The 25,647-nt window shown below is 74.2% G+C and carries 22 protein-coding genes and 4 pseudogenes; 14 read left to right on the top strand and 12 right to left on the bottom strand.

The features are described from left to right. Positions 1-3 precede the first annotated feature (3 nt). Positions 4-1,362: a hypothetical protein gene (locus tag IE245_RS17810; protein ID WP_189948559.1), complete on the bottom strand. Its 1,359-nt coding sequence runs from the start codon at positions 1,360-1,362 to the stop codon at positions 4-6. Between the two features lie 139 nt (positions 1,363-1,501). Between IE245_RS17810 and IE245_RS17805 the strand changes: the two genes are divergently transcribed. Then, positions 1,502-1,867 (top strand): hypothetical protein, encoded by a 366-nt coding sequence (locus tag IE245_RS17805; RefSeq protein ID WP_189948557.1) that lies wholly within the window; start codon positions 1,502-1,504, stop codon positions 1,865-1,867. A gap of 59 nt (positions 1,868-1,926) precedes the next feature. Further along, positions 1,927-3,147: an FG-GAP-like repeat-containing protein gene (locus tag IE245_RS17800; protein ID WP_189948555.1), complete on the top strand. Its 1,221-nt coding sequence runs from the start codon at positions 1,927-1,929 to the stop codon at positions 3,145-3,147. Positions 3,148-3,216: 69 nt separating this feature from the next. On the opposite strand, the gene IE245_RS17795 is transcribed toward IE245_RS17800, so the two are convergent. The 3 genes from IE245_RS17795 to IE245_RS17785 all read right to left on the bottom strand — a co-directional run bounded on the left by IE245_RS17795 (position 3,217) and on the right by IE245_RS17785 (position 6,469). Next, complete coding sequence (locus IE245_RS17795) at positions 3,217-4,851, bottom strand: transporter (protein WP_189948551.1); 1,635 nt, start codon at positions 4,849-4,851, stop codon at positions 3,217-3,219. After that, a complete protein-coding gene (locus IE245_RS17790) occupies positions 4,848-5,702 on the bottom strand; it encodes an ABC transporter ATP-binding protein (RefSeq protein WP_189948549.1) in 855 nt (284 codons plus the stop codon). Before IE245_RS17790 ends, IE245_RS17795 begins: the two co-directional genes overlap by 4 nt. 86 nt (positions 5,703-5,788) lie before the next feature. Beyond that, positions 5,789-6,469, bottom strand: coding sequence for a bifunctional DNA primase/polymerase (locus IE245_RS17785; RefSeq protein WP_189948547.1), 681 nt, complete (start codon positions 6,467-6,469; stop codon positions 5,789-5,791). Positions 6,470-6,760: 291 nt separating this feature from the next. Here IE245_RS17785 and IE245_RS17780 point away from each other — a divergent pair, with 291 nt between their 5' ends. Next, entirely contained in the window at positions 6,761-8,143 is a 1,383-nt protein-coding gene (locus IE245_RS17780) for an NsdA family TPR-like regulatory protein (protein ID WP_189948545.1), read from the top strand. A gap of 132 nt (positions 8,144-8,275) precedes the next feature. Then, positions 8,276-9,730, top strand: coding sequence for a hypothetical protein (locus tag IE245_RS17775; RefSeq protein ID WP_189948543.1), 1,455 nt, complete (start codon positions 8,276-8,278; stop codon positions 9,728-9,730). A 45-nt stretch (positions 9,731-9,775) separates the two neighbouring features. Here the strand turns inward: IE245_RS17775 and IE245_RS17770 are convergent, their stop codons facing one another. Next, a complete protein-coding gene (locus IE245_RS17770; RefSeq protein WP_189948541.1) occupies positions 9,776-11,086 on the bottom strand; it encodes an ABC transporter substrate-binding protein in 1,311 nt (436 codons plus the stop codon). A 227-nt stretch (positions 11,087-11,313) separates the two neighbouring features. Here IE245_RS17770 and IE245_RS17765 point away from each other — a divergent pair, with 227 nt between their 5' ends. Together IE245_RS17765 and purU are read left to right on the top strand one after the other, a co-directional pair. Then, positions 11,314-11,757: an SCO4402 family protein gene (locus tag IE245_RS17765; protein WP_444545737.1), complete on the top strand. Its 444-nt coding sequence runs from the start codon at positions 11,314-11,316 to the stop codon at positions 11,755-11,757. A gap of 73 nt (positions 11,758-11,830) precedes the next feature. Beyond that, entirely contained in the window at positions 11,831-12,682 is an 852-nt protein-coding gene (purU, locus tag IE245_RS17760) for a formyltetrahydrofolate deformylase (protein ID WP_189948537.1), read from the top strand. Positions 12,683-12,752: 70 nt separating this feature from the next. Here the strand turns inward: purU and IE245_RS17755 are convergent, their stop codons facing one another. After that, complete coding sequence (locus IE245_RS17755; RefSeq protein WP_189948528.1) at positions 12,753-13,958, bottom strand: maleylpyruvate isomerase N-terminal domain-containing protein; 1,206 nt, start codon at positions 13,956-13,958, stop codon at positions 12,753-12,755. Beyond that, positions 13,955-14,533 (bottom strand): annotated as a pseudogene (locus IE245_RS17750) (sigma-70 family RNA polymerase sigma factor). Before IE245_RS17750 ends, IE245_RS17755 begins: the two are co-directional and overlap by 4 nt. 262 nt (positions 14,534-14,795) lie before the next feature. Between IE245_RS17750 and IE245_RS17745 the strand changes: the two are divergent. Next, positions 14,796-15,260: an STAS domain-containing protein gene (locus IE245_RS17745; protein ID WP_189948524.1), complete on the top strand. Its 465-nt coding sequence runs from the start codon at positions 14,796-14,798 to the stop codon at positions 15,258-15,260. Here the strand turns inward: IE245_RS17745 and IE245_RS17740 are convergent. Both IE245_RS17740 and IE245_RS17735 read right to left on the bottom strand, forming a co-directional pair. After that, positions 15,178-15,931, bottom strand: a pseudogene (locus tag IE245_RS17740) (AMP-binding protein). The gene IE245_RS17745 and the pseudogene IE245_RS17740 overlap by 83 nt on opposite strands. Positions 15,932-16,082: 151 nt before the next feature. Further along, positions 16,083-16,316 (bottom strand): hypothetical protein, encoded by a 234-nt coding sequence (locus IE245_RS17735; RefSeq protein ID WP_189948522.1) that lies wholly within the window; start codon positions 16,314-16,316, stop codon positions 16,083-16,085. 445 nt (positions 16,317-16,761) lie between these two features. On the opposite strand from IE245_RS17735, the gene IE245_RS17730 reads away from it, so the two are divergent. Beyond that, positions 16,762-17,793 (top strand): acyl-CoA dehydrogenase family protein, encoded by a 1,032-nt coding sequence (locus IE245_RS17730; protein ID WP_229851344.1) that lies wholly within the window; start codon positions 16,762-16,764, stop codon positions 17,791-17,793. Positions 17,794-18,119: 326 nt separating this feature from the next. Continuing rightward, on the top strand, positions 18,120-18,578 hold the full coding sequence (locus IE245_RS17725; protein WP_189948520.1) for an ATP-binding protein: 459 nt from the start codon (positions 18,120-18,122) through the stop codon (positions 18,576-18,578). Between the two features lie 301 nt (positions 18,579-18,879). Here IE245_RS17725 and IE245_RS17720 read toward each other — a convergent pair. Next, positions 18,880-19,257: pseudogene (locus IE245_RS17720) on the bottom strand (cyclase family protein); the annotation flags it as partial. On the opposite strand from IE245_RS17720, the pseudogene IE245_RS17715 reads away from it, so the two are divergent. Both IE245_RS17715 and IE245_RS17710 read left to right on the top strand, forming a co-directional pair. Next, positions 19,249-19,810 (top strand): annotated as a pseudogene (locus IE245_RS17715) (zinc-binding dehydrogenase); the annotation flags it as partial. The pseudogenes IE245_RS17720 and IE245_RS17715 overlap by 9 nt on opposite strands. Further along, positions 19,801-19,962: a hypothetical protein gene (locus IE245_RS17710; protein WP_189948518.1), complete on the top strand. Its 162-nt coding sequence runs from the start codon at positions 19,801-19,803 to the stop codon at positions 19,960-19,962. The pseudogene IE245_RS17715 and the gene IE245_RS17710, both read left to right, overlap by 10 nt. Here the strand turns inward: IE245_RS17710 and IE245_RS17705 are convergent. Then, positions 19,923-20,918, bottom strand: a complete 996-nt coding sequence (locus tag IE245_RS17705) for a GlxA family transcriptional regulator (RefSeq protein ID WP_189948516.1) — start codon at positions 20,916-20,918, stop codon at positions 19,923-19,925. The two genes, IE245_RS17710 and IE245_RS17705, sit on opposite strands and share 40 nt — an antisense overlap. A gap of 23 nt (positions 20,919-20,941) precedes the next feature. Between IE245_RS17705 and IE245_RS17700 the strand changes: the two genes are divergently transcribed. From IE245_RS17700 to IE245_RS17690, 3 genes are all read left to right on the top strand, one after another. Then, positions 20,942-22,231 (top strand): MFS transporter, encoded by a 1,290-nt coding sequence (locus IE245_RS17700; protein WP_189948515.1) that lies wholly within the window; start codon positions 20,942-20,944, stop codon positions 22,229-22,231. A gap of 85 nt (positions 22,232-22,316) precedes the next feature. Then, on the top strand, positions 22,317-23,591 hold the full coding sequence (locus IE245_RS17695; protein ID WP_189948513.1) for an MFS transporter: 1,275 nt from the start codon (positions 22,317-22,319) through the stop codon (positions 23,589-23,591). A 28-nt stretch (positions 23,592-23,619) separates the two neighbouring features. Beyond that, entirely contained in the window at positions 23,620-24,027 is a 408-nt protein-coding gene (locus IE245_RS17690; RefSeq protein ID WP_189948511.1) for a hypothetical protein, read from the top strand. 315 nt (positions 24,028-24,342) lie between these two features. Here IE245_RS17690 and IE245_RS17685 read toward each other — a convergent pair whose 3' ends face one another. Continuing rightward, entirely contained in the window at positions 24,343-25,647 is a 1,305-nt protein-coding gene (locus IE245_RS17685) for a flavin-containing monooxygenase (RefSeq protein WP_189948509.1), read from the bottom strand.

Genomic DNA, 25,647 nt, shown 5'->3' with positions numbered 1-25,647 from the left:
CCCTCACGCCTTCGCGAGCGTGGCGCGCACGGCCTTCGACGCGGCCGTCACGTCCTCCGCGAAGGAGTCCCGGCCCGCCGCGAGCGCCGCGCGGGAGGCGACCGCCAGGGCGTCGCGCCAGGGTCCGGCGAGGGCGGGCAGCAGGTCCTCGTCCCCGTCGGGGGCGCGGCGGGCCAGGGAGTCGCATATGAGGTGGGTCTCCAGCGCGACGCGCCACGCCTCCGGCACGTGTCCCTCCCGCAGCAGCAGGTCCGCCACCGTCGTGAGCGCGGCCGCCTCCGGGGCGAAGGCGGACCCGCTCCGCACCCGCACCGAGGCCGAGTACGACTCGTGCCCCGTCAGCTCCTTCCGCAGCCGCGCCGCCTCCTCCGGCCGCAGCGGCGCGTCCTTCCGCTCCCGCAGCAGCGACTCGCCCGTCGTGAGGGCCTGCGCCAGCGACGGCGGCAGCGGCAGCGCGGCCAGCTCCTCCTCCCGGGCCACCGACCCCGGCGCCACCTCCTCGGCACGGGCCAGCACCGGCTCCGCCTGCCGGACCCGGCCGGCCAGCCGCAGGTGCAGCCCCTCGCGGGCCAGCGCCTGCCCGAGGGCGCCGGCCCCCGCCTCGGCCGCCTCCCGTGCCACCTGGTTCACCGCCAGCGCGGCCTCCCAGTTGCCGCGCGCCGCCTCCAGCCGGGACGCGGTGTCCCCGGCCGCGTCCGCCATGTAGCCGGCCTCCTCGCGGTCGAGACCGCCCCGCTGCCGCGTCAGGTCCTGGTAGCGGGCGAGGGACTGGCGGGCGCAGGCCAGGGCCTGGTCCACGTCCCCGACCTTCAGGTGCACCGTCGCCGCCAGCGCCAGGACCCGCGCGAAGTCCGGGAGCAGCGGGTGCGGTGACGCGTACGCGCCCGCCTGTACGTACGCGCCGATCGCCCGGTCCACGTCCGCCAGCGCCGCCATCGGCCGGCCCGCCTCGCCGTACGCCCGGGCCCGGCGTATCAGGGCGTCCGCCGCCAGGAGGGCCGCCTCGGGGAGCCCGCTCCTTCCGTAGGCGTCCACACAGGCGGTCAGGTCCGCCGTCGCCGCCTCGTGCCGGTCGAGCGTCAGCTGGGTGGAGGCCCGCGCATAGAGCAGGGCGCCGCGCATCCGCCACAGCTCCGGGTCGTCCGGAGCCGTCGCGAACAGGTCGTCGAGACGGGCGGCCGAGCGGTCGAAGGCGTCGAGCGCCGCCCGCGCCCGGCTCGGCAGCACCTGGTGCCCGACCCCCTCCTCGTACGCCTCCCGCGCCCGCCGCTTCAGCAGCTCGCGGTCCGGGCCCGTCGCCTGCGCGATCGTGTCCGGCTCCGGTGCCGCGCTCCTCTTGTCCCGCCGGCCGAAGAACCCCATGCGAACCTCCCCCAGTCGTCACCGCCCGTGCCCCTCGCCAGCATCATGTCCCGCTCCCCCCGCCTCCGACACCCCTGTGGACAACGGCCTGTGGAAAACCCGTGGCCGCCGTTCGCGACGGCCGGATACGTTGCCCGCCATGACCAGTTCCCGCCCGCAGGCCCGGCCGACGACGACCCTCTGGCGCCCCACCGGCCCCGAGGAGCTCGCGCTCGTCCGTGAGCTCGGGTGGCGCGCCTGGCCGCCCCGCCTCCCCGAGCAGCCGATCTTCTACCCGGTCCTCGACGAGGACTACGCGATCCGCATCGCCCGCGACTGGAACGTGAAGCACAGCGGCTCCGGCCACGTCACCCGGTTCGAGGTCGACTCCGCGTTCCTCGCGCGCTACCCCGTCCGGCAGGTCGGCGGCAGCACGATCCTGGAGCTGTGGGTGCCGGCCGAGGAGCTGGACGAGTTCAACGCGCACATCGTCGGGCCGATCAGGGTCACCCACACGTTCCGTTGACCCGGGCGGCCGGTACGGTCGGCGCCGAAGAACGAACACCATCCACAGGAGAACCGATTTTGCGCGCTGCCATCAGAAAGAGCCTGGCGTCCCTGCTCGGGGCCGTGACCCTGGGGGCCGCCGGGCTCGCCGGGGCCGCCCCCGCCCAGGCCGCGGTCTCCGACTGCCCCGCGGGCTATTTCTGTGCCTGGACCAAGGAGAGCGCCCAGGGCACGATGCTCAAGACCCGTACGAACATGCCCACCATGGGCTCGTACGGCACCCGGTTCGGCTCGTACATCAACCGGACCTCCTCGTTCGCCTGCATGTACGAGGCGGCCGACTACGTCCCCTGGGAGGGCTACTGGTCGGAGAGGCCGGCCGTCAACGGCTCCTGGACCACCGGGCCCATGTTCACCATGAGCTCGCTCAAGTTCGTCAAGACCGACCGCGAGTGCTCGCAGAACGCCTACCCGGACTGGTGGTCCGAGACCTCCCCCAAGGCGTCCGGCTTCGGTGACCTCGACGGCAACCGCAAGTCCGACGTCCTCGTCCGCGACACGGCGGGCCGCCTCTGGTTCACCCCCGGCGACGGCACCGGCAAGCTCGTCGGCACGGGCGGCTGGAACGCCATGAACGCCCTCGTCCGCCACGGCGACTTCTCCCGCGACGGCAAGGAGGACGTCATCGCCCGCGAGGCGTCCACCGGCAAGCTGTGGCTGTACAAGGGCGCCGGCACCGGCTCCGTGGGCTCCCGCACGCTCATCGGCTCCGGTGGCTGGAACGGGATGAACCACCTCACCGGCGTCGGCAACCTCACCCCCGACGGCTACGCCGACCTCCTCGCCGTCGAGAAGTCCACGGGCAAGCTGTGGCTCTACCCCGGTACGTCCTCCGGCGGTCTCGGCGGCCGCAAGCTCATCGGCAGCGGCGGCTGGAACTCCATGAACGCCCTCGCCGGGCCCGGTGACCTCAACGGCGACGGCAAGGCCGACCTGATCGCCCGAGAGGCCTCCACCGGCAAGCTGTGGCTCTACCCCGGTACGTCCTCCGGCGGTCTCGGCGCCCGCAAGCTCATCGGCTCCGGTGGCTGGAACGCGATGGGGACGCTCCTCGCCGTCGGCGACTTCAGCGGCGACGGCCGACCCGACCTGGCCGCCGTCACCAACGAGCGGTACGCCATCGACGGCTTCGTCGGAAACCCGGGCTGGCTCCTCACCTACAACGGCCTCGGCAACGGCGGCTTCGCCTCCGGCGTCCGCGCCAACAGCGAGTGGTGGCGCCTCAACGGGGCCTTCTGACCCCGAGGGACCGGCAGAAAGGGGCGTCCACGCGCGCGTGGACGCCCCTTTCCCCTGCTTCGGGTCGCGTCAGCCCTTGCTGACCGCCGCCAGGATCTCCGGCAGCCGCCGCGCCATCCGGCCCGACATCAGCCGCAGCGCGCCCCACAGCAGCAGCGCCCCGTACGCCACGCCCAGCGGCAGCAGCAGCCACAGCAGGCCGTGGTGGCCGGAGACGCGCAGCCACACGAGGAGGCCGATCAGCGGACCGCACAGCAACGGGCCGGCGAACATGCCGCCGAAGATCGCCGCGATCGCCATGCCGCCCTGGCCCGGTGCCACGTTCCGGTGCGAGTCCTGGGGGATCGAGTACGGGTAGCGGACGGAGACGACGACGCCCAGCGCCAGCATCGCGCCCAGCAGCGCGAACGCCAGGCCGAAGACCTCCGGGAGCTGCGACCAGCCGCCGGCGACTGCCGCCGTGCCGACGGCGACGAGCACGGTGAACGGGACGGTGACCGCGGCCATCACGTACGCCCGGTCCCGCAGCTCCGCGTACGCGTCCGCCGGCGACGCGATGGTCTGCGCGACCATCCAGAACGCCGACGAGTCCTGCCCGAACTGGTTGAACATCTGGAGGCCGAGCATCCCGGAGGCGAAGCAGGCCCAGTAGACCGAGCCGTTCTCCTGGAAGGCGTTGAACAGCGGCACGAGCGCGCCGACCGCCAGCGCCGACACCCACGCCGCCTTCGTCTTCGGGTCACGCCAGATGTAGCGGAAGCAACGTTCCATCACCGCTCCCGTACGGCCTCCGGGCAGCAGCCGCGCCAGCAGCCCCCGCCCCGCCGCCGGGTCCTTGACCGTGTCCGGGGCCGCGCCGATCGTCGAACCGTCCGGCTCGACCATCAGCCGCACCAGGCTCCGCCGCCACCACCACAGCAGCGCCGCCAGCGCCACCACGGCGAGCAGCAGCCGCGCCCCGGCGAGCACGAGGTCGCCGTCGGCGGCGGAGTCGACCGCCGCCACCGCCGACGCGGGCGGCAGCCAGCCCACCACCGACGCCGCCGTGTCGAGCACCGACAGGTCCCCCGTGCGGCCCAGTGCCTGGGCGCCGAAGTTGACCGCCTGGATGCCGAGCGCGATCAGCAGGCCGCTCAGCAGCGCCATGTCCCGGCCCTTGCGGGAGGACAGCAGCCGTACGTTCGCCGTGGCGATCGCCCGCGACAGCGCCACGCACACCATCAGCACCAGAGGCACCGCGAGCACCGCGGTCACCGTCGCCGCCGTCCCGTGCGCCACGGCCGCCACCGCCCCGACCGCCAGGCAGAGCGTGAACAGCGGGCCGGTGCCCACCAGCGAGGCCACGAGGAGCGCCCGCACCAGGGGCTGCGGCCGCAGCGGCAGCATCACCAGACGCGACGGGTCGAGCGTCTCGTCCCCGCTCGGCAGGAACAGCGGCATCACCGCCCAGCCGAGCCCGAAGACCCCGGTCGTCAGCACCGCGACCGCCCCGGCCGCCCCGTGCCCCCGCAGCAGGAGGAAACCGAGCACCATGAAGGCGGCGATCAGCAGCACCACCACCAGGGAGGCGACGAACGCGGCCGTGCGCCCGCTGGACTGCCGCAGACCGTTCCGCAGCAGCGACAGCTTCAGCCGGACGAAGACCGGGGTCAGCGACGGCTCGGCAGCGGCGGTCGGAGCGCCGGCGGTGGCCGGGGCGCTCACGAGCGGTCTCCCCGGGCGCCGCCCAGCCAGTCCAGCGAGTCCCCCGCCGCCGCCCGGTCATGGGCGCCCACCAGCTCCAGGAACGCCTCCTGGAGGGTCGCGGCCGAGCCCTTCACCTCCGCCAGCGGACCCTGCGCCCGGATCCGGCCGCCGGCCATCACCGCGACCCAGTCGCACAGCGACTCCACCAGCTCCATGACGTGGCTGGAGAAGACCACGGTCGCGCCGGAGGAGGTGTACCGCTCCAGGACGCCGCGGATGGTCTGCGCCGACACCGGGTCGACGCCCTCGAAGGGCTCGTCGAGGAAGAGCACGTCCGGGTTGTGCAGCAGCGCCGCCGCCAGCCCGATCTTCTTCCGCATGCCGGTCGAGTAGTCGACGACCAGCTTGTGCTGCGAACCCGCCAGGTCCAGGACGTCCAGGAGCTGGGTGGCCCGCTTGTCGACCTCCGCACCGGGCAGCCCCCGCAGCCGCCCGCTGTACGCGAGGAGTTCACGCCCCGAGAGCCGCTCGAAGAGCCGCAGCCCCTCCGGCAGGATCCCGATCCTGGCCTTCACCCGCGCCACCGACTCGGGGTCCCGCCACACGTCGTGGCCGGCCACCCGGATCCGGCCGGAGTCCGGCCGCAGCAGGCCGGTGATCATGGAGAGGGTGGTGGTCTTGCCGGCGCCGTTGGGCCCGACGAGACCGATGAACTTCCCCGCGGGCAGCACCAGATCGATCCCGTTCACCGCGATCTGCTGCCCGAACCGCTTCCACACCCCCTCCACCTGCACCGCGGGCGCCGCACCGGAGTTCTCCGGTGCGGCGCCCGTCGGTTCGAACGTCCCGTCAAATGCCTGGTCGGGCATGGTCCGTCAACCCTTCGGTTGTCCCCTGCGACGCCTGTGCGCGCCGTTCCGGCCACCCTAAGGGGCCGTCCGGGGAGAACCCCAGGTCACGGACGGCGCGACCGCGCCTCCGCCGCCTCGCGCCCGCACGCGTACGCGAGCGCGCTGATCAGCTCCTCCGCGTCCGGCAACCAGCGGTTGGCGGGCGTGGGGCGCCGCGCCCACTGCACCGCGCCCCGGCCGCCGATCCGGGTGGGCGGCGCGGCCACGTAATGCCCCTCCCCGCGCGTGGTGAGGTCGAGCGCGGACGGGGCCCAGCCGAGCTTGCGGATCAGGTCGGGCACCTTGGCGGCGGCGCCCGGCAGCACGAAGAAGAACATCCGGCGGTCCGGGGCGCAGGTCACGGGACCCAGCGTCAGCTCCATCCGCTCCATGCGGGCGAGCGCGAGGAAACCGGCCGCCTCGGGGACCTCGATCGCGTCGAAGGTGCGGCCGGTGGGGAGGAGGATCGACGACTTCGGCTGCTTCGACCACATGCGCCGGGCGCCCACCCCGCTCCCGGTCGCCAGCGTCGCCCAGTCGGGCTTCACCGCGTGCCCGCCGGGCAGGGGGCAGTCGGCGGTGCCGCAGGAGCAGCGCTCCCGGCCGTCGACGGCTTCCAGCCAGGTCCCCGGGAACACGTCCCAGTGCCGCTCCTCCGCATACCGCACGGCGCTGTCGAGCAGCTGCTCGCCTCGCTGCTTGGGGATCTGTGCGGTTTCCGTCGTGACTCCGATGGTCTCATCCACGTCGAAGACAACTCCGCCCGTCACCTGGGGTTACGGGCGCGGCGGCGCCGGGGGTGAGGCATCGATCCTGCATGCGGGGCGCATGGGTGCACGCGCGGGGGCGCGCGGGGGACCGGGGAGCGGGGGAGGGGTACGGAAGAGGACGGGGCGGACACGGCACGGGGCGGGGCGGGGTGCCGCGGACCGCTCACCGTCGTGTCCGGTTTCGCGTGTTCACATCTGCATTGGCCGGATATTCGCCGGGCAGTGATCCCTTCGTGTCCGTATCCGTCCCTTCTGGGGGTTCCACTCATGGCAGCCAGGCCACTCGTGCCGCGACAGCCCAACGAACGGCTCCAGGCGCTCATCCAGGAGGCCGCCTGCTCCAACGCCGGTCTCGCCCGCAGGGTCAACATGGTCGGCGCGGAGCGCGGTCTCGACCTGCGGTACGACAAGACCTCGGTGGCGCGCTGGCTGCGCGGGCAGCAGCCGCGCGGCCGGGCGCCCGGCATCATCGCCGAGGCCATCGGCCGCAAGCTGGGGCGGACGGTGACGATCGACGAGGTGGGGATGGCCGACGGCCGGAACCTCGCGGCGGGCGTCGGCCTCCAGTTCGCGCCGACCGTGCTCGGCGCGATCGAGCAGGTCTGCGAGCTGTACCGCAGCGACGTGGGCCGCCGGGAGTTCCTGACCGGTTCCGCGGTCGCCGCCTCCGCGCTCGTGGAGCCCAGCCGCGACTGGCTGATCAGCGGCGTCGACGCGCAGGTGGCGCGGGCGGCCGGGGCGCGGGTGGGGCGCGCGGACGTGGCGGCGGTGCGGGAGACGACGGCGGCGCTCGTCGAGCTCGACCGGCGCTTCGGCAGCGGGCACGTGCGCCCGGTGGTGGTCCACTACCTCGACAGCGTGGTCTCCGGGATGCTGTCGGGCTCCTACCGGGAGGAGGTGGGAAGGGAGTTGTTCGGCGCGGTGGCCCGGCTGACGGAGCTGGCCGGGTACATGGCGGTGGACACCGGCGAACCGGGGCTGGCGCAGCGGTACTACATCCAGGCGCTGCGGCTCGCGCAGGCGGCCGGGGACCGCGGCTACGGCGGCTACGTGCTGGCCGCGTCGATGAGCCACCTGGCGGCGGAGCTCGGGAACCCCCGGGAGATCGCCCAGTTGGCGCGCGCCGCGCAGGAGGGCACGCGGGGCGGGGTGCCGCCGCGGGCCGAGGCGATGTTCCTGGCGGCGGAGGCGCGCGGGCACGCGCTGATGGGCGACGAGCGGGCCTTCGAGTCGGCGGCGGGACGTGCCGTACGCGCGCTGGAGGCGGCCGATCCGGAGTCGGGCGACGACCCGGTGTGGATCGCCCACTTCGACCGGGCCTACCTGGCGGACGAACTGGCGCACTGCTACCGGGACCTGGGGCGCGCGGACGCGGCGGTGCGGGCGGCGGAGGAGTCGCTGGCCGGGCATCCGGAGGGGCGGGCGCGGCGGCGGGCGATCGGACTCGCGCTGCTCGCGCACGCGCGCGTGGAGCAGCGGGAGGTCGAGGAGGCGTGCCGCACGGGCACGCGCGCGCTCGAACTCCTCGGCACGCTGCGGTCGTCGCGCGGGGCGGAGTACCTGGAGGAGCTGAGGGAGCGCCTGGAGCCGTACGCGGGCGAGGCGGTGGTCCGGGAGTTCGAGGCCCGGCTGGAGGCGTACGCGGTGTGAGCGGACGGTTCCGGGGGCGGTTCCGTTCCACGGGAAGGGTGTTACCGGGCTCACACGTGTGTGCGGAGCCATGGACGCACCCGGTAGCGTGAGCCGACGATTCCGTAGGTCGGTCCATCAGTAGGAGTCCCGGTGACGCAGAACGGACAGGGTCCGGAGCAGGGGGGCGCGCAGGCGTGGGGTGGTGCCTGGGGCCCCGCGGGCGGCCCGCCCCCGCCCGGCGGGCAGCCGCTGCCCCCCGCGCAGCCGCTGCCGCCCGAGGCGCCGGCCGCCGGTGATCTCCAGGCCACGCAGTACATCGCGCCGATCCCGGCGCAGCCCCAGGGCCCGCCGATGCCCCCCGCGGGCCCCCCGGCCGGTCCGCCGGCGGGGTACGGCTACCCGCCGCCGGTCGCCGCGCACGGCACGGCCGGCGACATGCAGGCGACCCAGCACATGGCGCCCGTGCCCGGCGGCGTCCCGCCGCAGGGCCCGCCCGCCGGGTACGGCTACCCGCCGCCGGCCGCCGCTCCGGTCCCGGACATGCAGGCGACCCAGCACATCGCGCCGGTGGCCGGCGGCGTCCCGCCGCAGGGCGGCGCGCAGACGCAGTTCCTGGGCACCGGGCCGCTGCCGCAGCCGCCCGCGGGGGCCTCGGACGCGACGCAGTACATAGCCCCCCTGCCGGGGAGCGGCGGCCCCGTGCCGGGAGGTCCCGTGCCCGGTGGTCCGGTGCCCGGTGGTCCGGGGCCTTCGCAGCCGCCCGCCGAGTTCGACAGCCTGTTCCGGGACTCGGCGCCGGCGCAGCCCGCGCCGCCGGCGTACCAGCAGCCCGCCCCGGCTCCGTACCCCCAGCAGCCCCAGCACCACCAGCCACAGCAGCAGTACGGCTATCAGGGCGGCGGTCACCAGGCGCCCGGCGGGCACCAGGACGCCTACTACGACGACGAGCCGGCGCCGCGCCGGAAGTCGCCGGTGGCGCTGATCGCGGCCGTGGTGGTGGGCTGCGCGGTCGTCGGTCTCGGCGTGGGCGCCCTGCTCAGCGGCGGTGACGAGGAGAAGGAGACGACGGCCGGGACGAGCGTGGCCCCGAGCTCGGCGCCGTCGGCCGCCGGCGGCGACTCTTCTCCGGCGCCGGAGAAGAAGGACGATCCGGCCGAGCCGCAGGCGAAGGAGCTGGACAAGCTCCTCGCGACGAGCAACGACAGCCGGGACGCGGTGATCCGCTCGGTCGAGGCGATCAAGCAGTGCAAGAACCTCGACAAGGCGGCCGCCGACCTGCGGGGCGCGGCCCAGCAGCGGCGGGGTCTGGTGACCAAGCTGCAGACGCTGAGCGTCGACAAGCTCCCGGACAGCGGGGCGCTGAAGGCGGCCCTCACGCGCGCGTGGCAGGCGTCGGCGGAGGCCGACGACCACTACGCGGGCTGGGCGGAGCAGTCGAAGGCCAAGAACGCCTGCAAGGGCGGCCAGGCCAAGTCGACCAACCGGCTCAAGGCGGCCAACGCGAAGAGCGGCGAGGCGACCGAGGCGAAGAAGGAGGCGGCCGGGCTGTGGAACCCGACCGCCGGGAAGTACGGACTGACGAAGCGGTCCGCCACCCAGCTGTAGGGGCGGCGGACCGGGGGCGGGCCGGGGCGGGCCGTGGACGGACGGTCAGCCCCGGTTGGTGACGGTGGGGCCGATGTCGACGAAGCCGGGCTTCTGGGCGACGAGCCGGCCCTTCCTGACCACCTGGAACGTCACCTCGTGGTTGACGATCCTGGGGAAGTCGGGGGCGCCGAGCAGGTCCTCGTACATCCAGCGCAGCGGCGGGGTGAGGCCGCCGGTGTCCACGCGGGCGCCGTGGTCGAGGGCCTGCGTGATGCGCGCGCTGGTGATCACGTCGGTGTCGAGGGACTCGATGACCTGCTTGAGGACGGTGTACGCGATCCAGGTCGTCTGCACGCCGGTGTCGGTCGGGTCGACCCGGTTGTCGGCGAAGGCGTGCTCCTTGACGACCTTGCGCATCGGCTCCCAGCTCTTGTCGTCAGCCTCCGGGTACCAGCCGGTGACGTAGGCGCCCTCGAAGGGGCTGCGGGCGCCGCCGGTGCGGTCGATGACGGGCTGGCCGACGCTGCCGAGGACGGACGAGATCCGGATCGGGGAACCGCCGGAGCCGGAGCCGGATCCGGAATCCGAGCCGGAGCCGTCGGACCGGGCGCCGCCGGTGGGCTCCGGGAGCCGCCGGAAGGAGTCGAAGAAGGTCTGGGTGCGCTCGCCGAGGACGGCGGCGACGCAGCCGTCCTCCGTGCCCGCCCTGTCCCGGGCGCGGGCGGCCTGGGAGGTGTACTCGGTGGCGTCCTCGACGGCCGGGATGTCGACGGCGCCGCGCTTGCTCGCCTTCTTCAGTCCGGCGTCGAGCAGTTTGGGCAGCCGGTCGCCGGCGAGGGTGTCCGGGCGGACCAGGGAGACCTTGTCGCAGTCCTCGGCGAGCTGCATGCCGTGGCCGGCGAGCAGGGCGGCGAGGCCGCCGTTGACGGGGTACGAGAGGGGGCTGGTGAACTCGTCCTCGGTGATGCCGTAGCCCCCGATGTAGGGGATGCCGGCGGCTTCGAGGGGGGCCATGAAGGCGCGGCCGTTCTGGCTGTACGAGCCCACGACGGCGACGGCCTTCTCGCGTACGGCGCGGCGGGCGCACGAGGCGGCGCCGGTCGGGGTGTTCTGTTCGTTGCACGTGAGGACGCGCAGTTCGTGGCCGTCGATGCCGCCCTGGGAGTTCACCCAGCGGGCGAACGTCTGGGCCATGGCGGGCATGCCGGGCATGTTGGTCGCGCGGGTCTGGTCGGGGGCCCAGGTCATCACCGTGACGGGCTCCCTGGAGCCCCCCGTGGCACCAGGGAGCACGCCACACCCGGTGAGGAGCGCCGTGCCGGCCGCCGCGGCGGTGACGGACGCGAGGAGAGTGGACAGTCGCCTACCGGTCATGGACACGCACAATTCCGCCTCAGGGGTAACGCGGGAGTGTGCACCGTTCAACGGACGGTGACCTGGAGGTGAATTACGGGGGGCGGAGGGTCTAAGAGGAGGGGGTGAGTCCGGTTGTCGGTGGGCGACCGTACGATCGGACGATGTCCAGTACCGCGTCCAGTACCGCCTCCAGTACCGCCCCGGGTCCGGCCGGCTCTTCCCGTCGCGGGCGTCGCTCCTCCACCATGGGCGGCATGCCGCTCAACGACATGCCGTGGTGGCGCTGGCGCACGAATGTGCGATCGGCGCTGCACATGCTCTCCGATCCCGCGTTCCACCAGTCCGTCTGGCTCGCCGGCCAGGAGGGCTACGGGGACGTGACCGACGCCGTCTACCGGCTCGTCGAGGACACCTGGCTCGACAACTGGTCCGCCGAGAAGTACGTCGGCGCGATCTTCCGGGACTCGGGGGAGGCGCAGCTCGTGGACGTCGCCGTCCTGCGGGTGCTGCGGATCCTGCACCAGGTCGGTCCCGACGCGCCCGTCTCCGCCTACCTGGAGCACCCGGGCTGGCCCGAGGCGGTCCGGGCGGCGCGCGAGGCGCACGTGCGGCTCGCGACGGCGGACGGGGACGACCCGGACGTGCCGCCGCGCTCCCTGGACGTGCTGAGGATCCTCACGCGCGCGTGAGAGCCGGTGGACGGGGTGTTCCGGAGGACGGACGGGGTACGGCCCGGACCGCGCGGTGTGGCACGCTGTCCGGATGACCGACCAGTACGTCCTCACCATCTCGTGCCCGGACAAGCAGGGCATCGTGCACGCCGTGTCGAGCTACCTCTTCATCACCGGATGCAACATCGAGGACAGTCAGCAGTTCGGAGACCGTGACACGGGTCTCTTCTTCATGCGGGTCCACTTCTCGGCGGAGGCGCCGGTGACGGTGGAGAAGCTGCGGGCGAGCTTCGCGGCGGTGGGCGACTCCTTCCAGATGGACTGGCAGATCCACCGCGCCGACGAGCGCATGCGGGTCGTGCTGATGGTCTCGAAGTTCGGACACTGCCTGAACGACCTGCTCTTCCGGTCGTCCATCGGGGCACTGCCCGTCGACATCGTCGCGGTCGTCTCCAACCACACGGACTTCGCGGAGCTCGTCGCCTCGTACGACATCCCCTTCCGGCACATTCCCGTGACGAAGGAGACGAAGGCGGAGGCGGAGGCGGAGCTGCTCGCGCTCGTCGAGGAGCAGAACGTCGAGCTGGTCGTGCTCGCGCGGTACATGCAGGTGCTGTCGGACGAGCTGTGCAAGCGGCTGTCCGGGCGGATCATCAACATCCACCACTCCTTCCTGCCGAGCTTCAAGGGCGCGAAGCCGTACCACCAGGCGCACGCGCGCGGCGTGAAGCTGATCGGGGCGACGGCGCACTACGTCACGGCGGACCTCGACGAGGGGCCGATCATCGAGCAGGAGGTCGAGCGGGTCGGTCACGAGGTGACGCCGGACCAGCTCGTCGCGATCGGGCGCGACGTGGAGTGCCAGGCGCTGGCGCGGGCCGTCAAGTGGCACGCCGAGCGGCGCATCCTCCCCAACGGCCGCCGCACCGTCGTCTTCACCTGAGCCCCGCGCTGCCGCGCCTGCCCGCGGGGACGGCGGGTGCGCCGCTCGTGCGTCCTGAGGGTGGGGGCGGTCAGAGGTGGCTCAAGGAGGCGGCCGCTGCCAGGACCTCCTGGATGGCCTGGCGGTCGCCGGTCTGGCCGGCGGCGGCTTCCTCGGGGGTGATGTGCCCCGCCACCAGCTGGCAGAACTCGACGCCGTCCAGGGCGACCTGCGCGACCGTGTGGTCGGGGGAGCCGAGGGCCGCCGGGGAGTCCAGGGCGATGTACCAGTGGCCGCCGCCCGCGCCCTCCACCTCCAGGTGGAGCGAGCGGCCCGGCGCGCCCGCCGTGACGAGGTGGCGGGGCGCCGCCGCCCGGCCGGTGCGGCGGCGGTGGGCGACGGCGGCCGGCAGCAGGCGGGCCGCCAGGTCGATCATGCCGTGGAGGTGCGGGCCGCTCGGCGGCTCGTACGGGTAGGCCACCGCGTTCGCGATGTCGTCCGCGTGGAGCCAGCACTCGAAGGCCCGTTCCAGCAGGGCGTCCTTCAGGGGCAGGGCGAAGTCGCCGTAGGTGACGGTCAGGTCGGCGACCTCGCGGCCCGCGAAGGAGACCGTGCGGATCAGGGTGTGGCTCTGGTCCCGCCAGGGGCCCCGGAGGGAGCGGTTCGGCGGGCGGTCGAGGGACTCCCAGAAGGCCTCCGTCCGCTCGGTGGGGGTGAGCTCCGGGGAGACGTCGGCGCCCAGGGGGTCGGTGAGGCCCAGGGCGCCGGACACCAGGCCGTCCACCGCCAGGAGGTGGCCGATCACGCCCGCGACCGTCGCCTTCCGCCGGACCTGGCGGTCGTCCTCGTACCACTTGAGCCGCACCGGCGCGTGCCACTCGGATTCGCCGATGTCCCGCAGCAGCGCGTCGAGACGGGCGGTCTCCGCGTCGTACGGCGTCGCCCACGCCGGCACGGGGATGCGGGCCGGGCGGCGGCCCAGGCAGTTCTCCAGGACCCGGGAGCGGAGGAGCGGGTCCAGGTCGAGGTCGCGGTCCTCGTGGAGCAGCGTCACCGCGTCGCGCAGCCGCAGGGCCTCGTCCGCACACGGCGCGCAGGCCGTCAGGTGGTCCTCCACGGCCCTCGTCTCGGCGGCCGAGCACGCCGAGAGCGCCCACGCCCCGAGGAGGGACTTGAGCACGGTGTGGGAGAGGACCGGCGGTTCCGCGAGCTCGGCGTGGTCGTCGGCCGACTCCCTCGGAGCCGGTATCCACGGGGCGCGTGCGAGGTCGTCGCCCTCGCCGTTCGCCGCCGTCACAGCGCCCGCCCGTAGCCGCCCGGCGGTCCGTCCAGCGGGCGGGTGTTGGCCGAGGAGAGGAGCTGGAGGCCGAGCCGCAGCCGGCGTCTCGCCTCCTAGTGGCTGATCGACAGGTCGGCGGCGGTCTGGCGGTAGTCCCGCCGCTGGAAGTACGCCAGTTCGAGCGCCTTGCGGAGCGGGGCCGGCATGGAGGTGACGATGTAGTCGGCGCGGGCGGCGACGGAGGCCCGGTGCACCTTGGCCTCCAGCTCCTCCGCCGAGCCGATGCCGGTCTCCGCGTACGCCGTCGCCTCGGCCTGCCGCAGCCGGTGCACGGCCGTCCGCTGGGTCACGCCGGCCACCCAGGAGCGGAGGTTGCCCTGCCGGGGGTCGTACGCCTCGGGGTTCTCCCAGATGTAGCCGAAGACCTCCCGGGTGACCTGGTCGGCCGCCTGGTCGTCGTCGAGGACGCGGTGGGCGAGGCTGTGCACGAGGGAGGCGTAGCGGTCGTACAGCTCGCCGAGGGCCGCGGCCTCGCCGCGCGCCAGCCGCTGCTGCATCCTGCGGTCCCAGCGCGGTGGTGTGTCCGTCGCCATCCGAGCCCTCCGCCTTCCGCTTCCCGTGCCGTGCCGTGTTGTGCACTGCCGTGCTGTGCCCTGTCGTGCCGTGTCGCCTTGCCGTCGCCGGTTCCTGTCCCGCCCCGTCCCGTCCCGTCCTCCACCCCAAACTAGTGCGAGGCGCCGACGACGCACGCCTCTTTGCCGCAAGTGCGGCCTTCACGCAGGAGCGGATGGTAAGGAAAGCGTCATAGCGGGCGCCAGGGGTTTCGGCGGGGCCTCCGGGGGCAGGCGCCCGTCCGTGACGACGATCGAGGCCGACCAGGACGACCGCGGCGGGTGGACGGTGCTCCGCCTGCGCGGTGAGCTCGACCTGTTGACCTCGCCCCAGATACGGCGGCGGGTCCACGACGCCGTGGCCGCCGGCCGGCACCATCTCGTCGTCGACCTCACCGGGGTGCGGTTCTGCGACTCCAGCGGGATCGGCGTGCTCGTCGCCACGCGCCGGCTGCTGCGCTCCTGCGGCGGGCGCCTGCGGCTCGTCCTTCCCCGCGCGGGGGAGGGGCACGGCCATGTGACGCGGGTGTTCGCCGCGCTGGGCGTCACCCGGCTCTTCGAGGTGTACGAGGACCTGCCCGCGGCGCTCGCGGGCGGGCCCGCCGCCGTCCCTCCGCAGGCCGGACCTACCCTGCTGCCCCCGGGCCCCCCTCTGGCGTCGGTGTCCCCTCCGCCCCCGGTGACCCCGCTGCCCCGAACCGCTCCCTGAGCCTGTACTTCAGCACCTTCCGCAGGGTCTCGTTGCGCGGCGGGGCGTCCACCACCTCCAGCTGCTCCGGCAGTTTGTGGACGGAGAGCCCGGCCGCGCGCAGGAAGGCCGTCACGCCCTCCAGGGTGAGCGGCGCGGCGCCGTCGGGCTGTTCGACGACGGCGCAGACCCGTTCGCCGCGCTCGGGGTCGGGGAGGCCGATGACGGCGGCGTCGACGACGGCCGGGTGTCCGTGGAGCAGGTCCTCGGTCTCCTTGGCCGAGACGTTCTCGCCTTTGCGGATGATGACGTCCTTCTCCCGTCCGGTGAGGACGAGGTGCCCGCTGGGTCGGGCGGCCGAGGTCGCCGGTGATGAGGAAACCGTCCTCGTCGAAGGCGGCGGCGGTCTGCGCCGGGTCGAGGTAGCCGCGCCAGACGCCGGGCACGGCGAAGTACTCGGCCCGGGACTCGCGCAGCGCGAAGCCGACCTCCTTGTCCCGGTAGAACGGGATGACGGGGGCCTGGACGGCCCCGAGCCGGGCGAGCGCGAAGGACGGCACCGCCGTCTCGATCCGGGTCGGCGGCTGCCAGGCGACGACCGTGCCGGGCCGGACGCCCATGCCGTACAGGCCGGCGGCGCAGCGCTCGGCGCGGTGCTCGACGAGCTCCCAGAGCGTCCGGGAGGCACCCAGGGCGTGCGCGGTCCCGGTGTCGGTGCCGGTTTCGGTGCCGGGCTCGACCTTGGTCGTGGCCTCGGTCTCGGTCTCGGCCTCGGTCCTCGTCCCGGTCCTGGTCACGCTCTCGGTCACGGCGACTCCCTGGGCGAACCTGTCTGACTGACCGTCAGGTGGTGGGGAGGGCGTAGGGGGCGGACCCTCGCCGGTCCAGAGGCGCGCACGGGGTGCCGGCGCCGGCCGGCGCGGCCCGGCGGGGGTGCCGCCGGGTGCCGGCGGCGCGGGCGCCGGTCGTGGCTCCCGGGGGCCCGGAGAGCAGTGCGGTGGAGGCGATCAGGGGGCCGAAGCGCAGCTGTGCGGGGTTGGGACCGGAGAGCTTCCTGGAGGTGCGGACGTGCGTCACGGGGCGGTTCCGTTCCGGTGGGGGGCGAGAGGGACCGGCGAGGAGTCTTCCCGGCCCGCCCCGGGCTTTCCAGGGACGGATCGTGCAGACAATCCGGTGGCCGGTCCGGTGGCCGGTCCGGCGGTCGATCAGGGGTGGGTCGAGGCCGGACCGGGGTCGGTCCGGCGGTCGGTCGGGGGCAGGTCGAGGCCGGACCGGTGGCCGGTTCGGTGGTCAGCCCGGCGGTCGGTCGGGGGAGCAGTCGAGGTCGAACCGGCGGTCAACCCGGTGGTCGGTCCAGGGGTCGGGTCGGCGCGCGGTCCGGTGGCTGGACCCGCGTCGGTCGGGTGGCCGGACCCGCGTCGGTCCGCGTCTCCGTGCGTCGACGGGTACTACCCATGCCCACCCGGAGGCGTTGGCTTGAGTGCGTCAGAATCTGACGGTCCATCAGGCATGAGGAGGGGTCATGGCCGAACTGCCCCGCATCATGAGCGTCGACGACCGCGTGATCGAGCCCGCCCACCTCTTCGACACCTGGCTGCCCGCGAAGTACCGGGACCGGGGGCCCAGGGCACTCACGGTGGGGATCGGCGAGCTCGCGTACGTCGGGGGGGACCAGATCACGATGGACCCGGCCGGACCGCCCACCGACTGGTGGATCTACGAGGACCTGAAGTTCCCGTACAAGCGGAACATCGCGGCCGTCGGCTTCGGCCGGGACGGCATGACCCTGGAGGGCATCACCCGGGAGGAGATGCGGGGCGGAGTCGGGCTCGGGCTGCCGGAGGCGGTGCTCGTCTTCGAGGAGGCGGGGCGGGCGCTGGTGCCGGGACCGCTGGTGGCCACGCACGGGGCGGCGGGGTCGGTGCGGGGCGCGGCCGAGGGGACGGTGGTCGTCACGGAGGTCTCGGCCGAGGGGCTGGCGCCGTGGCTGGACGCCGCCGACGTGGTGCTGGGCGACGCCGCCGGAGGGGTACCCCTGCGGTCGGTCGATCCGCTCACGCCGCTGCACCGGGTGCCCGGCGCCGGAAGGTGCGCGCGGAGGCGGTCGCCGGGGGGGGGGCGTGCCGGAGGCGGTCGCCCGGGGGGGTGCGCGCCGGAGGCGGTGCTCCTCACCGCCGCCGAGCAGGTCGGGACCGCCGCCTGGTGCACCGACGCCGCCGTGGCCCACGCGGGGCGGCGGGAGCAGTTCGGGCAGGCTGTCGGGGGGTTCCAGGCCGTGCAGCACCTCTGCGCGGGGATGCTCGTGCGGACCGAGCCGGCGCGGGCGGCCGTGCACGGCGCCGCCGTCACCGCCGACCCGGTGGAGATCTCGGGGGCGAAGCTGCTCGCCGACGAGGCGGCCGTCGCCAACGCGCGGGACTGCCTCCAGGTGCACGGCGGGACGGGGTTCACCTGGGAGGCGGGCGTCCATCTGCACCTGAAGCGGGCGTGGGTGCGGGCCGCGCTGGTGCTGCCGGCGGAGCGGGCGGCGGAGGAGGTGGCGGCCGCGCTCTGAAGGCCCGAACTGGTGACGGAGCGTGTTCGAATCCCGGTGGGCGTGGGCGGAATGTCGATATCGGGTTGTGTCCTTCGGAGGGCCGTCGCGGGCCGGAGACCGCCCTCCGCTCCGGTACTCTCCGTGGGATGCGAGTGCTTGTGAGCCCGGGTCGCGCCCCGCGTTCGACTCCCCGCCGCGTGCGTCGCACAGTATGGACCATGCGTACTCCTTCGCGCTGGAATATGCCCGAAGCGCTTGTTGCGGTGACTGTACGTCAACCATGCTGTCTCACAAGGGAATCACGTTCCGTAAAGGTGTGTTCGCCGGTTCGGATGGTGTGAACGGTGCAGGTGCTTCAGGTTCAGTTGGAGGTCGGGCCGGACCCGGCCGAGGTGGGGCGTGCGCGCCGGTGGGCGCGGAAACGGCTGGCCGGCTCCGGGATAGGCGACGACGAGCCGCTGGCGGAGACGCTGGTGCTGCTCATCTCCGAGCTCGTCACCAACGCGGTGGTGCACACGGGCTGTCCCGCCGTGCTGCGGATGCTCTTCGCGGCGGAGGGCGGGGTGCGGGTCGAGGTCGCCGACAGCAGCGAGCTGCCGCCCCGGCCCCGGCGCGCCGCGGGCGAGGACACCAACGGGCGCGGCCTGGAACTGGTCGACGGCCTCGCCGACCGGTGGGGCTGGCAGGCCGAGGGGCGCGGGAAGAGCATCTGGTGCGAGGTCGACCGGACGCCCGCGGTCGTCCCCCTGGCCGTGCCGGGGGTCGGTGAGGGCGTCAGTTCACCCGGGCGGGTGCGCTGTTGACGGTTCGTTCCGTTTTGCCCACCCTGGGGTGAGCGATTCGTGGCGAGGGGAGCCGAGGGCCGTGTGCCCTCGGCATGTGCGGGTCGTGGTCGGGTGGCGGCGGTCCGTGCCGTGCTCGGGGCGCGCGCGGGCGCGCCGCCACCCGTGAACCCGGGAGCGCGTGAACCCGGGAGCGCGTGAACCCGGGAGCGCGTGCACCAGGGAAGGCGGGAGCGCGTGCACCAGGGAGCTCGTCAACCCGCGAACGCCTGAGCCCGTGATGAACGCGTGAGCTCGTGAATCCGAGACCGTGGAGGGCCGTTCAGAGGATCGCGACCGGGGCCACCGGCGTGCCGGTGCCGCCGACGAAGGGTTCCGGCATCGCGGAGAGCGGGAAGGCGTAACGCCCTTCTTGTGCACAGGCTGTGGACAACTCCTCCAGGTTCCAGTTCTGACCCTGGAGCATCCCCATCTCGACCAGGTCGAGCGCGTGCACGCCCAGCCACAGGTCCTCGATCTCCGGCGGGAAGATCTCGAAGGTGAGCGTGTCGTTGGCGACGGCCGCGACGTCCCGGGCGTGGAACCACTCCGGCGTACGGATCGAGAGCCCGGGCGACGGGAAGGCGTACGCGTGCCGGTCCCCGGCCAGGTACAGCCGCAGCTGCCCGGTCCGTACGAGGACGACGTCGCCGGCCCGTACCTCGTCGTCATCGGCACCGGCGGGATCGGGCTCAACGTCATCCAGGGCGCCCGGCTCGCGGGCGCACCGACGTCGTCGCCGTGGACGCGAATCCGGCCAAGGAGGAGGCGGCGCGGCGGTTCGGGGCGACGCACTTCCCCTCCTCCGCCGACGGCGTGCGGGACGTGCTGCCGACCGGCGCCGACCACGTCTTCGAGTGCGTCGGACACACCGGCCTCGTCCGGACCGCGATCGACCTCCTCGACCGGCACGGCAGGCCGTCCTGCTCGGGATGACCGCGCCGAGGGCGGAGGCGAGCTTCCCGCCGGCGGCGATGTTCCCCGACAAGTCGATCCTCGGCTGCCGGTACGGCTCCTCCCGACCGCAGAAGGACGTCCCGCTCTACACCGCGCTGTACCGGACCGGCGAGCTGCTCCTCGACGAACTGGTCACCGCGTCCTCCCCGGTGGAGGAGTTCGCGCGGGCGCGGGATACGCGGCGAGCGGCACGCTCGCGGGCGGGCTGCTGCGCGTGGTCGCCCCGTCGACGGCGATCCTCTGCGGGGTGGGCCTGACCCTGCTGCTCGTCGCGGTCGCGGCGCTCGGCGAGCTGAGGCTCGTACGGAACCGGGAACGGGAGGCCGCCCCGGGGCGGGCCGACGGTGCCGACGACGGGGACGACGGCGGTCAGCCGGCCGGCAGGCCGGGGCGGAAGGTGCGGCGGTAGGCGGTCGGGGTGACGCCGATCGCGGTCATCAGATGGACCCGCAGGGACTGGGCGGTGCCGAAGCCGGAGTCCTGGGCCACCCGGTCGACGGGCAGGTCGCTGGTCTCCAGGAGGTGACGGGCCCGTTCGATCCGCTGCTGGGTGAGCCACTGGCCGGGGCTGATGCCGACCTCGTCGCGGAAGCGGCGGGTGAAGGTGCGGACGCTCGTCGCCTCCCGTTCGGCGAGGTCGCGGAGCTGGATCGGTTCGTGGAGGTGGGCGAGGGCCCAGGCGCGGGCGGCGGTCGTGCTCTGGGTGCCGGCGTCGGGGACGGGGCGGGCGATGTACTGGGCCTGGCCGCCGTCCCGGTGCGGGGGGACGACGGTGCGGCGGGCCACGTCGTTGGCGACGGCCGCGCCGTGGTCGCGGCGGACGATGTGCAGGCACAGGTCGAGGCCGGCGGCGACGCCCGCCGAGGTGAGGACGTCGCCGTCGTCGACGAAGAGGACGTCGGCGTCGACCCGCACGGTCGGGAAGAGCCGCTGGAAGTGGTCGGCCGAGGCCCAGTGGGTGGTGGCCGGGCGTCCGTCGAGGTACCCGGCGGCGGCGAGGACGTACCCGCCCGTGCAGATCGCGACGAGCCGGGTGCCGGGCCGGACGCGGGCGAGGGCGGCGGCCAGTTCGGGGGTGAGCCTGCCCTCCTCGTAGACCGGGCCCAGTTCGTACGACGCGGGGACGACGACCGTGTCCGCGGTGGCCAGCGCCTCCGGCCCGTGTTCCACCTGGATCGCGAAGTCGGCGTCGGTCCGCACCGGCCCGGCGGCCACGGCGCACGTCACGATCTCGTACAGCGGCCGCCCCTCGGAGTCCTTGGCGCGGCCGAAGATCCGGTGCGGGATGCCCAGTTCGAAGGGGAGGAGGCCGGGCAGGGCGAGGACGGCGACGCGGTGCGGCCGGTGCGGCGTGGTCTCTCCCATGGGCGTCTCCCTCGGCTAAATCAATGGTGGTCCAGACCAGTCGGTGGTACGACTGGCTGCCCGTGACGGACAACACGTACAAGCCCGGGGCCGACGCGCTGATTCCCCTGCCGGCCGCGCCCCCCGCGCTCTGGAACCGTAACTTCAGGCTCTTCTTCACGGCCAGGGCCGCCGCGGTCCTCGGCGAGGGGATGGTCCCCGTCGCGTTCGCCGCCGGCCTGCTCGGCGCGGGCCGGCCCGGCTCCTCCGTCGGCTACGCGCTCGGCCTCTGGACGGCCGCCTTCGCCGTCTTCGTCCTCTTCGGCGGCGTCCTCGCCGACCGCTTCACCGCCCGCCGCATGATGATCGCCGCCGATCTGCTGCGGCTGCCCGGGGCGGCGCTGCTCGCCGTCGCCTTCGCGGTCGGCAGCCCGCCGCTGTGGGCCGTGTACGGGCTCTCGGTCGTCGCCGGCGTCGGCGCCGCGCTCTTCCAGCCGGGGGTCGCTTCGACGATCCCGCGGATCGCGTCCGACGTGCAGCGCGCCAACGCGGTCCTGCGGGTGGTGGAGGCGCTGATGACGATGGCGGGTCCGGCGCTCGCGGGGCTCCTCGTCGCCGCCTGGAACGCGGGCGCGGCCTTCGCCGCGAACGCCGCCACCTTCGCCGTCAGCGCCGTCTGCTTCCTGCTGATGCGGATCCCGCCGATCACCGGCGGCAGCCGGGCCCGCGGCTCGTTCGGCTCCGAACTCGCACGGGGGTGGCGGGAGTTCCGTGCGCGGAGCTGGCTGTGGGGGGTCATCTCCATCTGGACGGTGTACGGGCTGACCGTCGCCGGTCCGATGGTGCCGCTCACCGCGAGCCTGGTCACCGGCGGGCACGGCTCGGCGGTGTACGGCGCGCTGATGGCGGTCAACGGCGCGGGCAGCGCGCTCGGGGGACTGCTCGCGCTCCGCATCCGCCCGCGCCGGCCGCTCGCGTCCGGGGCGGTCGCGCTCCTCGGCCTGCCGGTGAACCTGGCGCTGCTCGGCCTCGGCGCGCCGGTCGCGGCGCTGGCGGCCGGGCAGTTCGTGGCGGGCACGGCGTTCGCGTACTGGCTCGTCATGTGGTCCACGGCGGTCCAGACGCACGTCCCGCAGGAGGCGCTGAACCGGATGCACGCCTACGACGTGGCCGGATCCCTGCTGATGATGGGCGTCGGACGCGCGCTGTCCGGACCGGTCGCGGGGGTGGTCGGCACGGAGGCGGTGCTGCTCGCGGGGGCGGGGATCGCGGTGCTCGTGGTGGCGGCGCTGCTGGCGGTGCGGCCGGTCAGGAACCTGCCGCGGGCGGCCTGAGGGCGAGGACGGTTGGCCCGATCTGTTGGAAAGCTGACAGTCGGGCCAATGGCGGGGGCGGGCGGCGGCCGGAATCCTCGATGGCATGGCCCAGACAACGGAGGACCGGTCCTCCCTCTCCACCTCCCGCTCCCCGCGCTTCCACCGCGCCTGGTCCGTCGCCGCGGTCACCTTCGTCACGATCATCGGCGCGGCGGCCTTCGCCTCGCTGCCGGGCCTGCTCATCGAACCGCTCCACGAGGAGTTCGACTGGTCGCGCGGCACGATCGGCTTCGCGGTCTCCGTCAACCTCGCGCTCTACGGCCTCACGGCGCCGTTCGCCGCGGCGCTCATGGACCGGTTCGGCATCCGCAGGGTCGTGGCGGCGGCGCTGTCGGTGATCGCGCTCGGCTCGGTGCTGACGGTCTGGATGACGGCGGCGTGGCAACTGGTCCTCTACTGGGGGATCCTCGTGGGCCTGGGCAGCGGCTCGATGGCCCTCGCCTTCGCGGCGACCGTCACGAACCGCTGGTTCACCGCCCGCCGGGGCCTGGTCACCGGCATCCTGACGGCCGCGGGCGCCTCCGGCCAGCTGGTCTTCCTCCCCCTCCTCTCCTGGCTGGTCGAGCACCACGGCTGGCGCCCGGCGGCGGTGACGGTCGCGCTGTCCGCGCTGGCCGTCGTCCCCTTCGTCTGGCTGCTGCTCCGCGACCACCCGGCGGACGTCGGCCTGGCCCCGTACGGCGGCGCGTACGCCGAGAAGCCCGACCCCGCCACGGGCGCGGCCCGCCGCGCGCTCACGGTCCTCCTCAAGGCCGCCCGCACCGGGCCCTTCTGGCTCCTCGCCGGTACGTTCGCGATCTGCGGCGCCTCCACGAACGGCCTGGTGAAGACCCACTTCGTGCCGGCCGCCCACGACCACGGCATGCCGGTGACGGCCGCGGCGGGGCTCCTCGCGGTCATCGGCGTCTTCGACGTCGTCGGCACGATCGCCTCCGGCTGGTTCACCGACCGCTTCGAGGCGCGCCGCCTGCTGGCCGTCTACTACGCCCTGCGCGGCGTCTCCCTGCTCTTCCTCCCCATGCTCCTGGCGCCCTCCGTGCACCCCCCGATGCTGTTCTTCATCGTCTTCTACGGCCTGGACTGGGTGGCGACGGTCCCGCCGACGATCGCCCTCTGCCGGGAGCACTACGGCGAGGACTCCGCGATCGTCTTCGGCTGGGTCCTCGCCTCCCACCAGATCGGCGCCGCCGCCGTCGCCTTCGCCGGCGGCGTCGCCCGCGACGTCTTCGGCTCCTACGACCCCGTCTGGTACGCCTCCGGCGCGCTGTGCGCGGCCGCCGCCCTCATGGCCCTGGTCATCCGCCGCCGCGCGGCATGATGGCCCCATGGGGAGAGGACGACCGTGGTTGTTATGGCTGACCCTGCTGCTGCCCGCGGCCGCGACACTCGCGGGCATCGGCACGTACACCCGAGTCCTGGGCCCGGAGGACCCGCCCAGGCCGTCCCGGGCGGACATGGCGGGACGGTACGAGGACGGGCACGGGGGTGAGGTGACGCTGCGGGCGGACGGGACGGCGGTGGTGAGCGGCATCGAGTACACCGCGTACGAGGACGCCTCCGTGAAGCGGTGCGAGGGCACGGGGACCTGGCCCTTCGAGGAGACCCTGCCTCGCTGGCACCACAAGGTACGGGTCTTCACCGCCTGCGGCTACTTCCAGCCCTGGGACGTCGACGGCCCCCCGTCCGCCCCCCGGATGACCCACTGGACGGAGCCCGGCTACCCGGGCGGCAGTCGCGTCCTCACCCGCCGCTGAACCGCCCGAAGTCCACGGGCTCCGCCAGCTCCTTGGCTGACGTCCCGGTCGCCGGGTGCGGCGGCGTGCCCGTGGGCGGTGGTGCGGGGGGATTCCCCGCAGGCGTCCACGCGGGCGCGCAGACCGGTGGCGAAGGTGCCGTGAGTCGATCCAGGCATCGTTGCGCTCCGCCCTTCCGTGCAGGACGCGTCCCGGACAAATGACCTGACGCTTAGTCAGATCACAGAACTGACGGTCAGCCGGGAATGGAGCGTCGGACGGGAAGCACGAAGGCCCCGCCGGGGGGCGGGGCCTTCGGCACCGGGGGGCGGGCGGTCAGTGCGCGGGAGCCTTCGACCTGCCGGGCTCACCCGGCTCCGGCGTCCCCGGCGTCTCCGGTTCCGGCTTCCCCGACTCCGGAGTCTCCGGCTTCGGCGTCCCCGACGTCCCCGGTTCCGACGTCCCCGGTTCCGACGTCCCCGGCTTCCGCTTCCGCTGCGTGCGCGCGATCCGCCGCGCGATCCGCTCCGCGTCCCGTGACAGCTCTCTCAGCATCCCGCTGATCGGGTTGGTGAACCCGGTGAAGTAGAGGCCCGGTGCCTGGCGCGGACTGCGGGGCCCGTGGGCCACGGGCCGGCCCCGGTCGTCGAGGACGCCGAGGTGGCCGACGAGGGGTTCGAGGGCGCGGCGGTAGCCGGTGGCGGCGATCACCGCGTCCGGGGCGATCCGGCTGCCGTCGGCGAGGACCACCTCGCGCCCGTCCAGGGCCTCGACCGCCGCGACCACTTCGACCTTCCCGGCCCGGATCGCCGCCACGAGCCCCACGTCCTGGACCGCGATGGCGCCCTCCCGGACGCGGGTGGCGAGGCCGGCGCTCGGGCGCGGCAGTCCGTACGCGGTGAGGTCCGGCGAGGCGAACCGGGCGAGGCCCCGGCCGAGCAGGTCCACGAGCCGGACCGGCAGCCGCCGGACGAGGATGCCGCTGCGCTGCGCGGGCCAGCCGGCCGTCGTGCGGCGGAGGATGTGCGGCGCGGTCCTGACGGCGATCCGGACCCGTGCGGCTCCGCCCTCGGCGAGGTCGGCGGCGATCTCGGCGCCGGTGTTGCCGATGCCGACGACGAGCACGTCCTTGCCCGCGTACGGCTCCGGGGCGCGGTACTCGCGGGCGTGGATCAGCTCGCCCTCGTAGGTGCCGAGGCCGGGCCACGCGGGCACCTTCGGAGTGTGGTTGAAGCCGGTGGCGACGACCACCGCCCGGCCGGTGAGCCGCCGTCCGCCGGTCGCGTGCAGCACCCAGGTCCCGGTGCCGTCCTCCGCCCGCTCGATCCGGTGCACCTCGACGCCGGTGACGACGTCCAGTTCGTGCTTCTCGGCGTACGCCTCCAGGTAGCGGACGAGGTCGGCGCGGGCGACCCAGCGGCCGTACGCGCGGGGGATCCGCAGTCCGGGCAGGCCGGAGAGGCGCCGGGTGGTGTGCAGCCGCAGCCGGTCGTAGTGGCCGCGCCAGGAGGTTCCGACGGATCCGGACTTCTCCAGGACCACGGCGCGGACGCCACGGGCGCGCAGGGTGGCGGCGACCGCGAGCCCGCCGGGGCCGGCGCCGATGACGTACACCGGTTCTTGGGGGGTGGTGGTGACCAT

The organism is Streptomyces roseolus, assembly GCF_014649855.1.
Lineage (GTDB): Bacteria > Actinomycetota > Actinomycetes > Streptomycetales > Streptomycetaceae > Streptomyces > Streptomyces roseolus.
The sequence above is the reverse complement of the archived record's forward strand: the minus strand, read 5'-3'. Positions and strand labels throughout refer to the sequence as shown.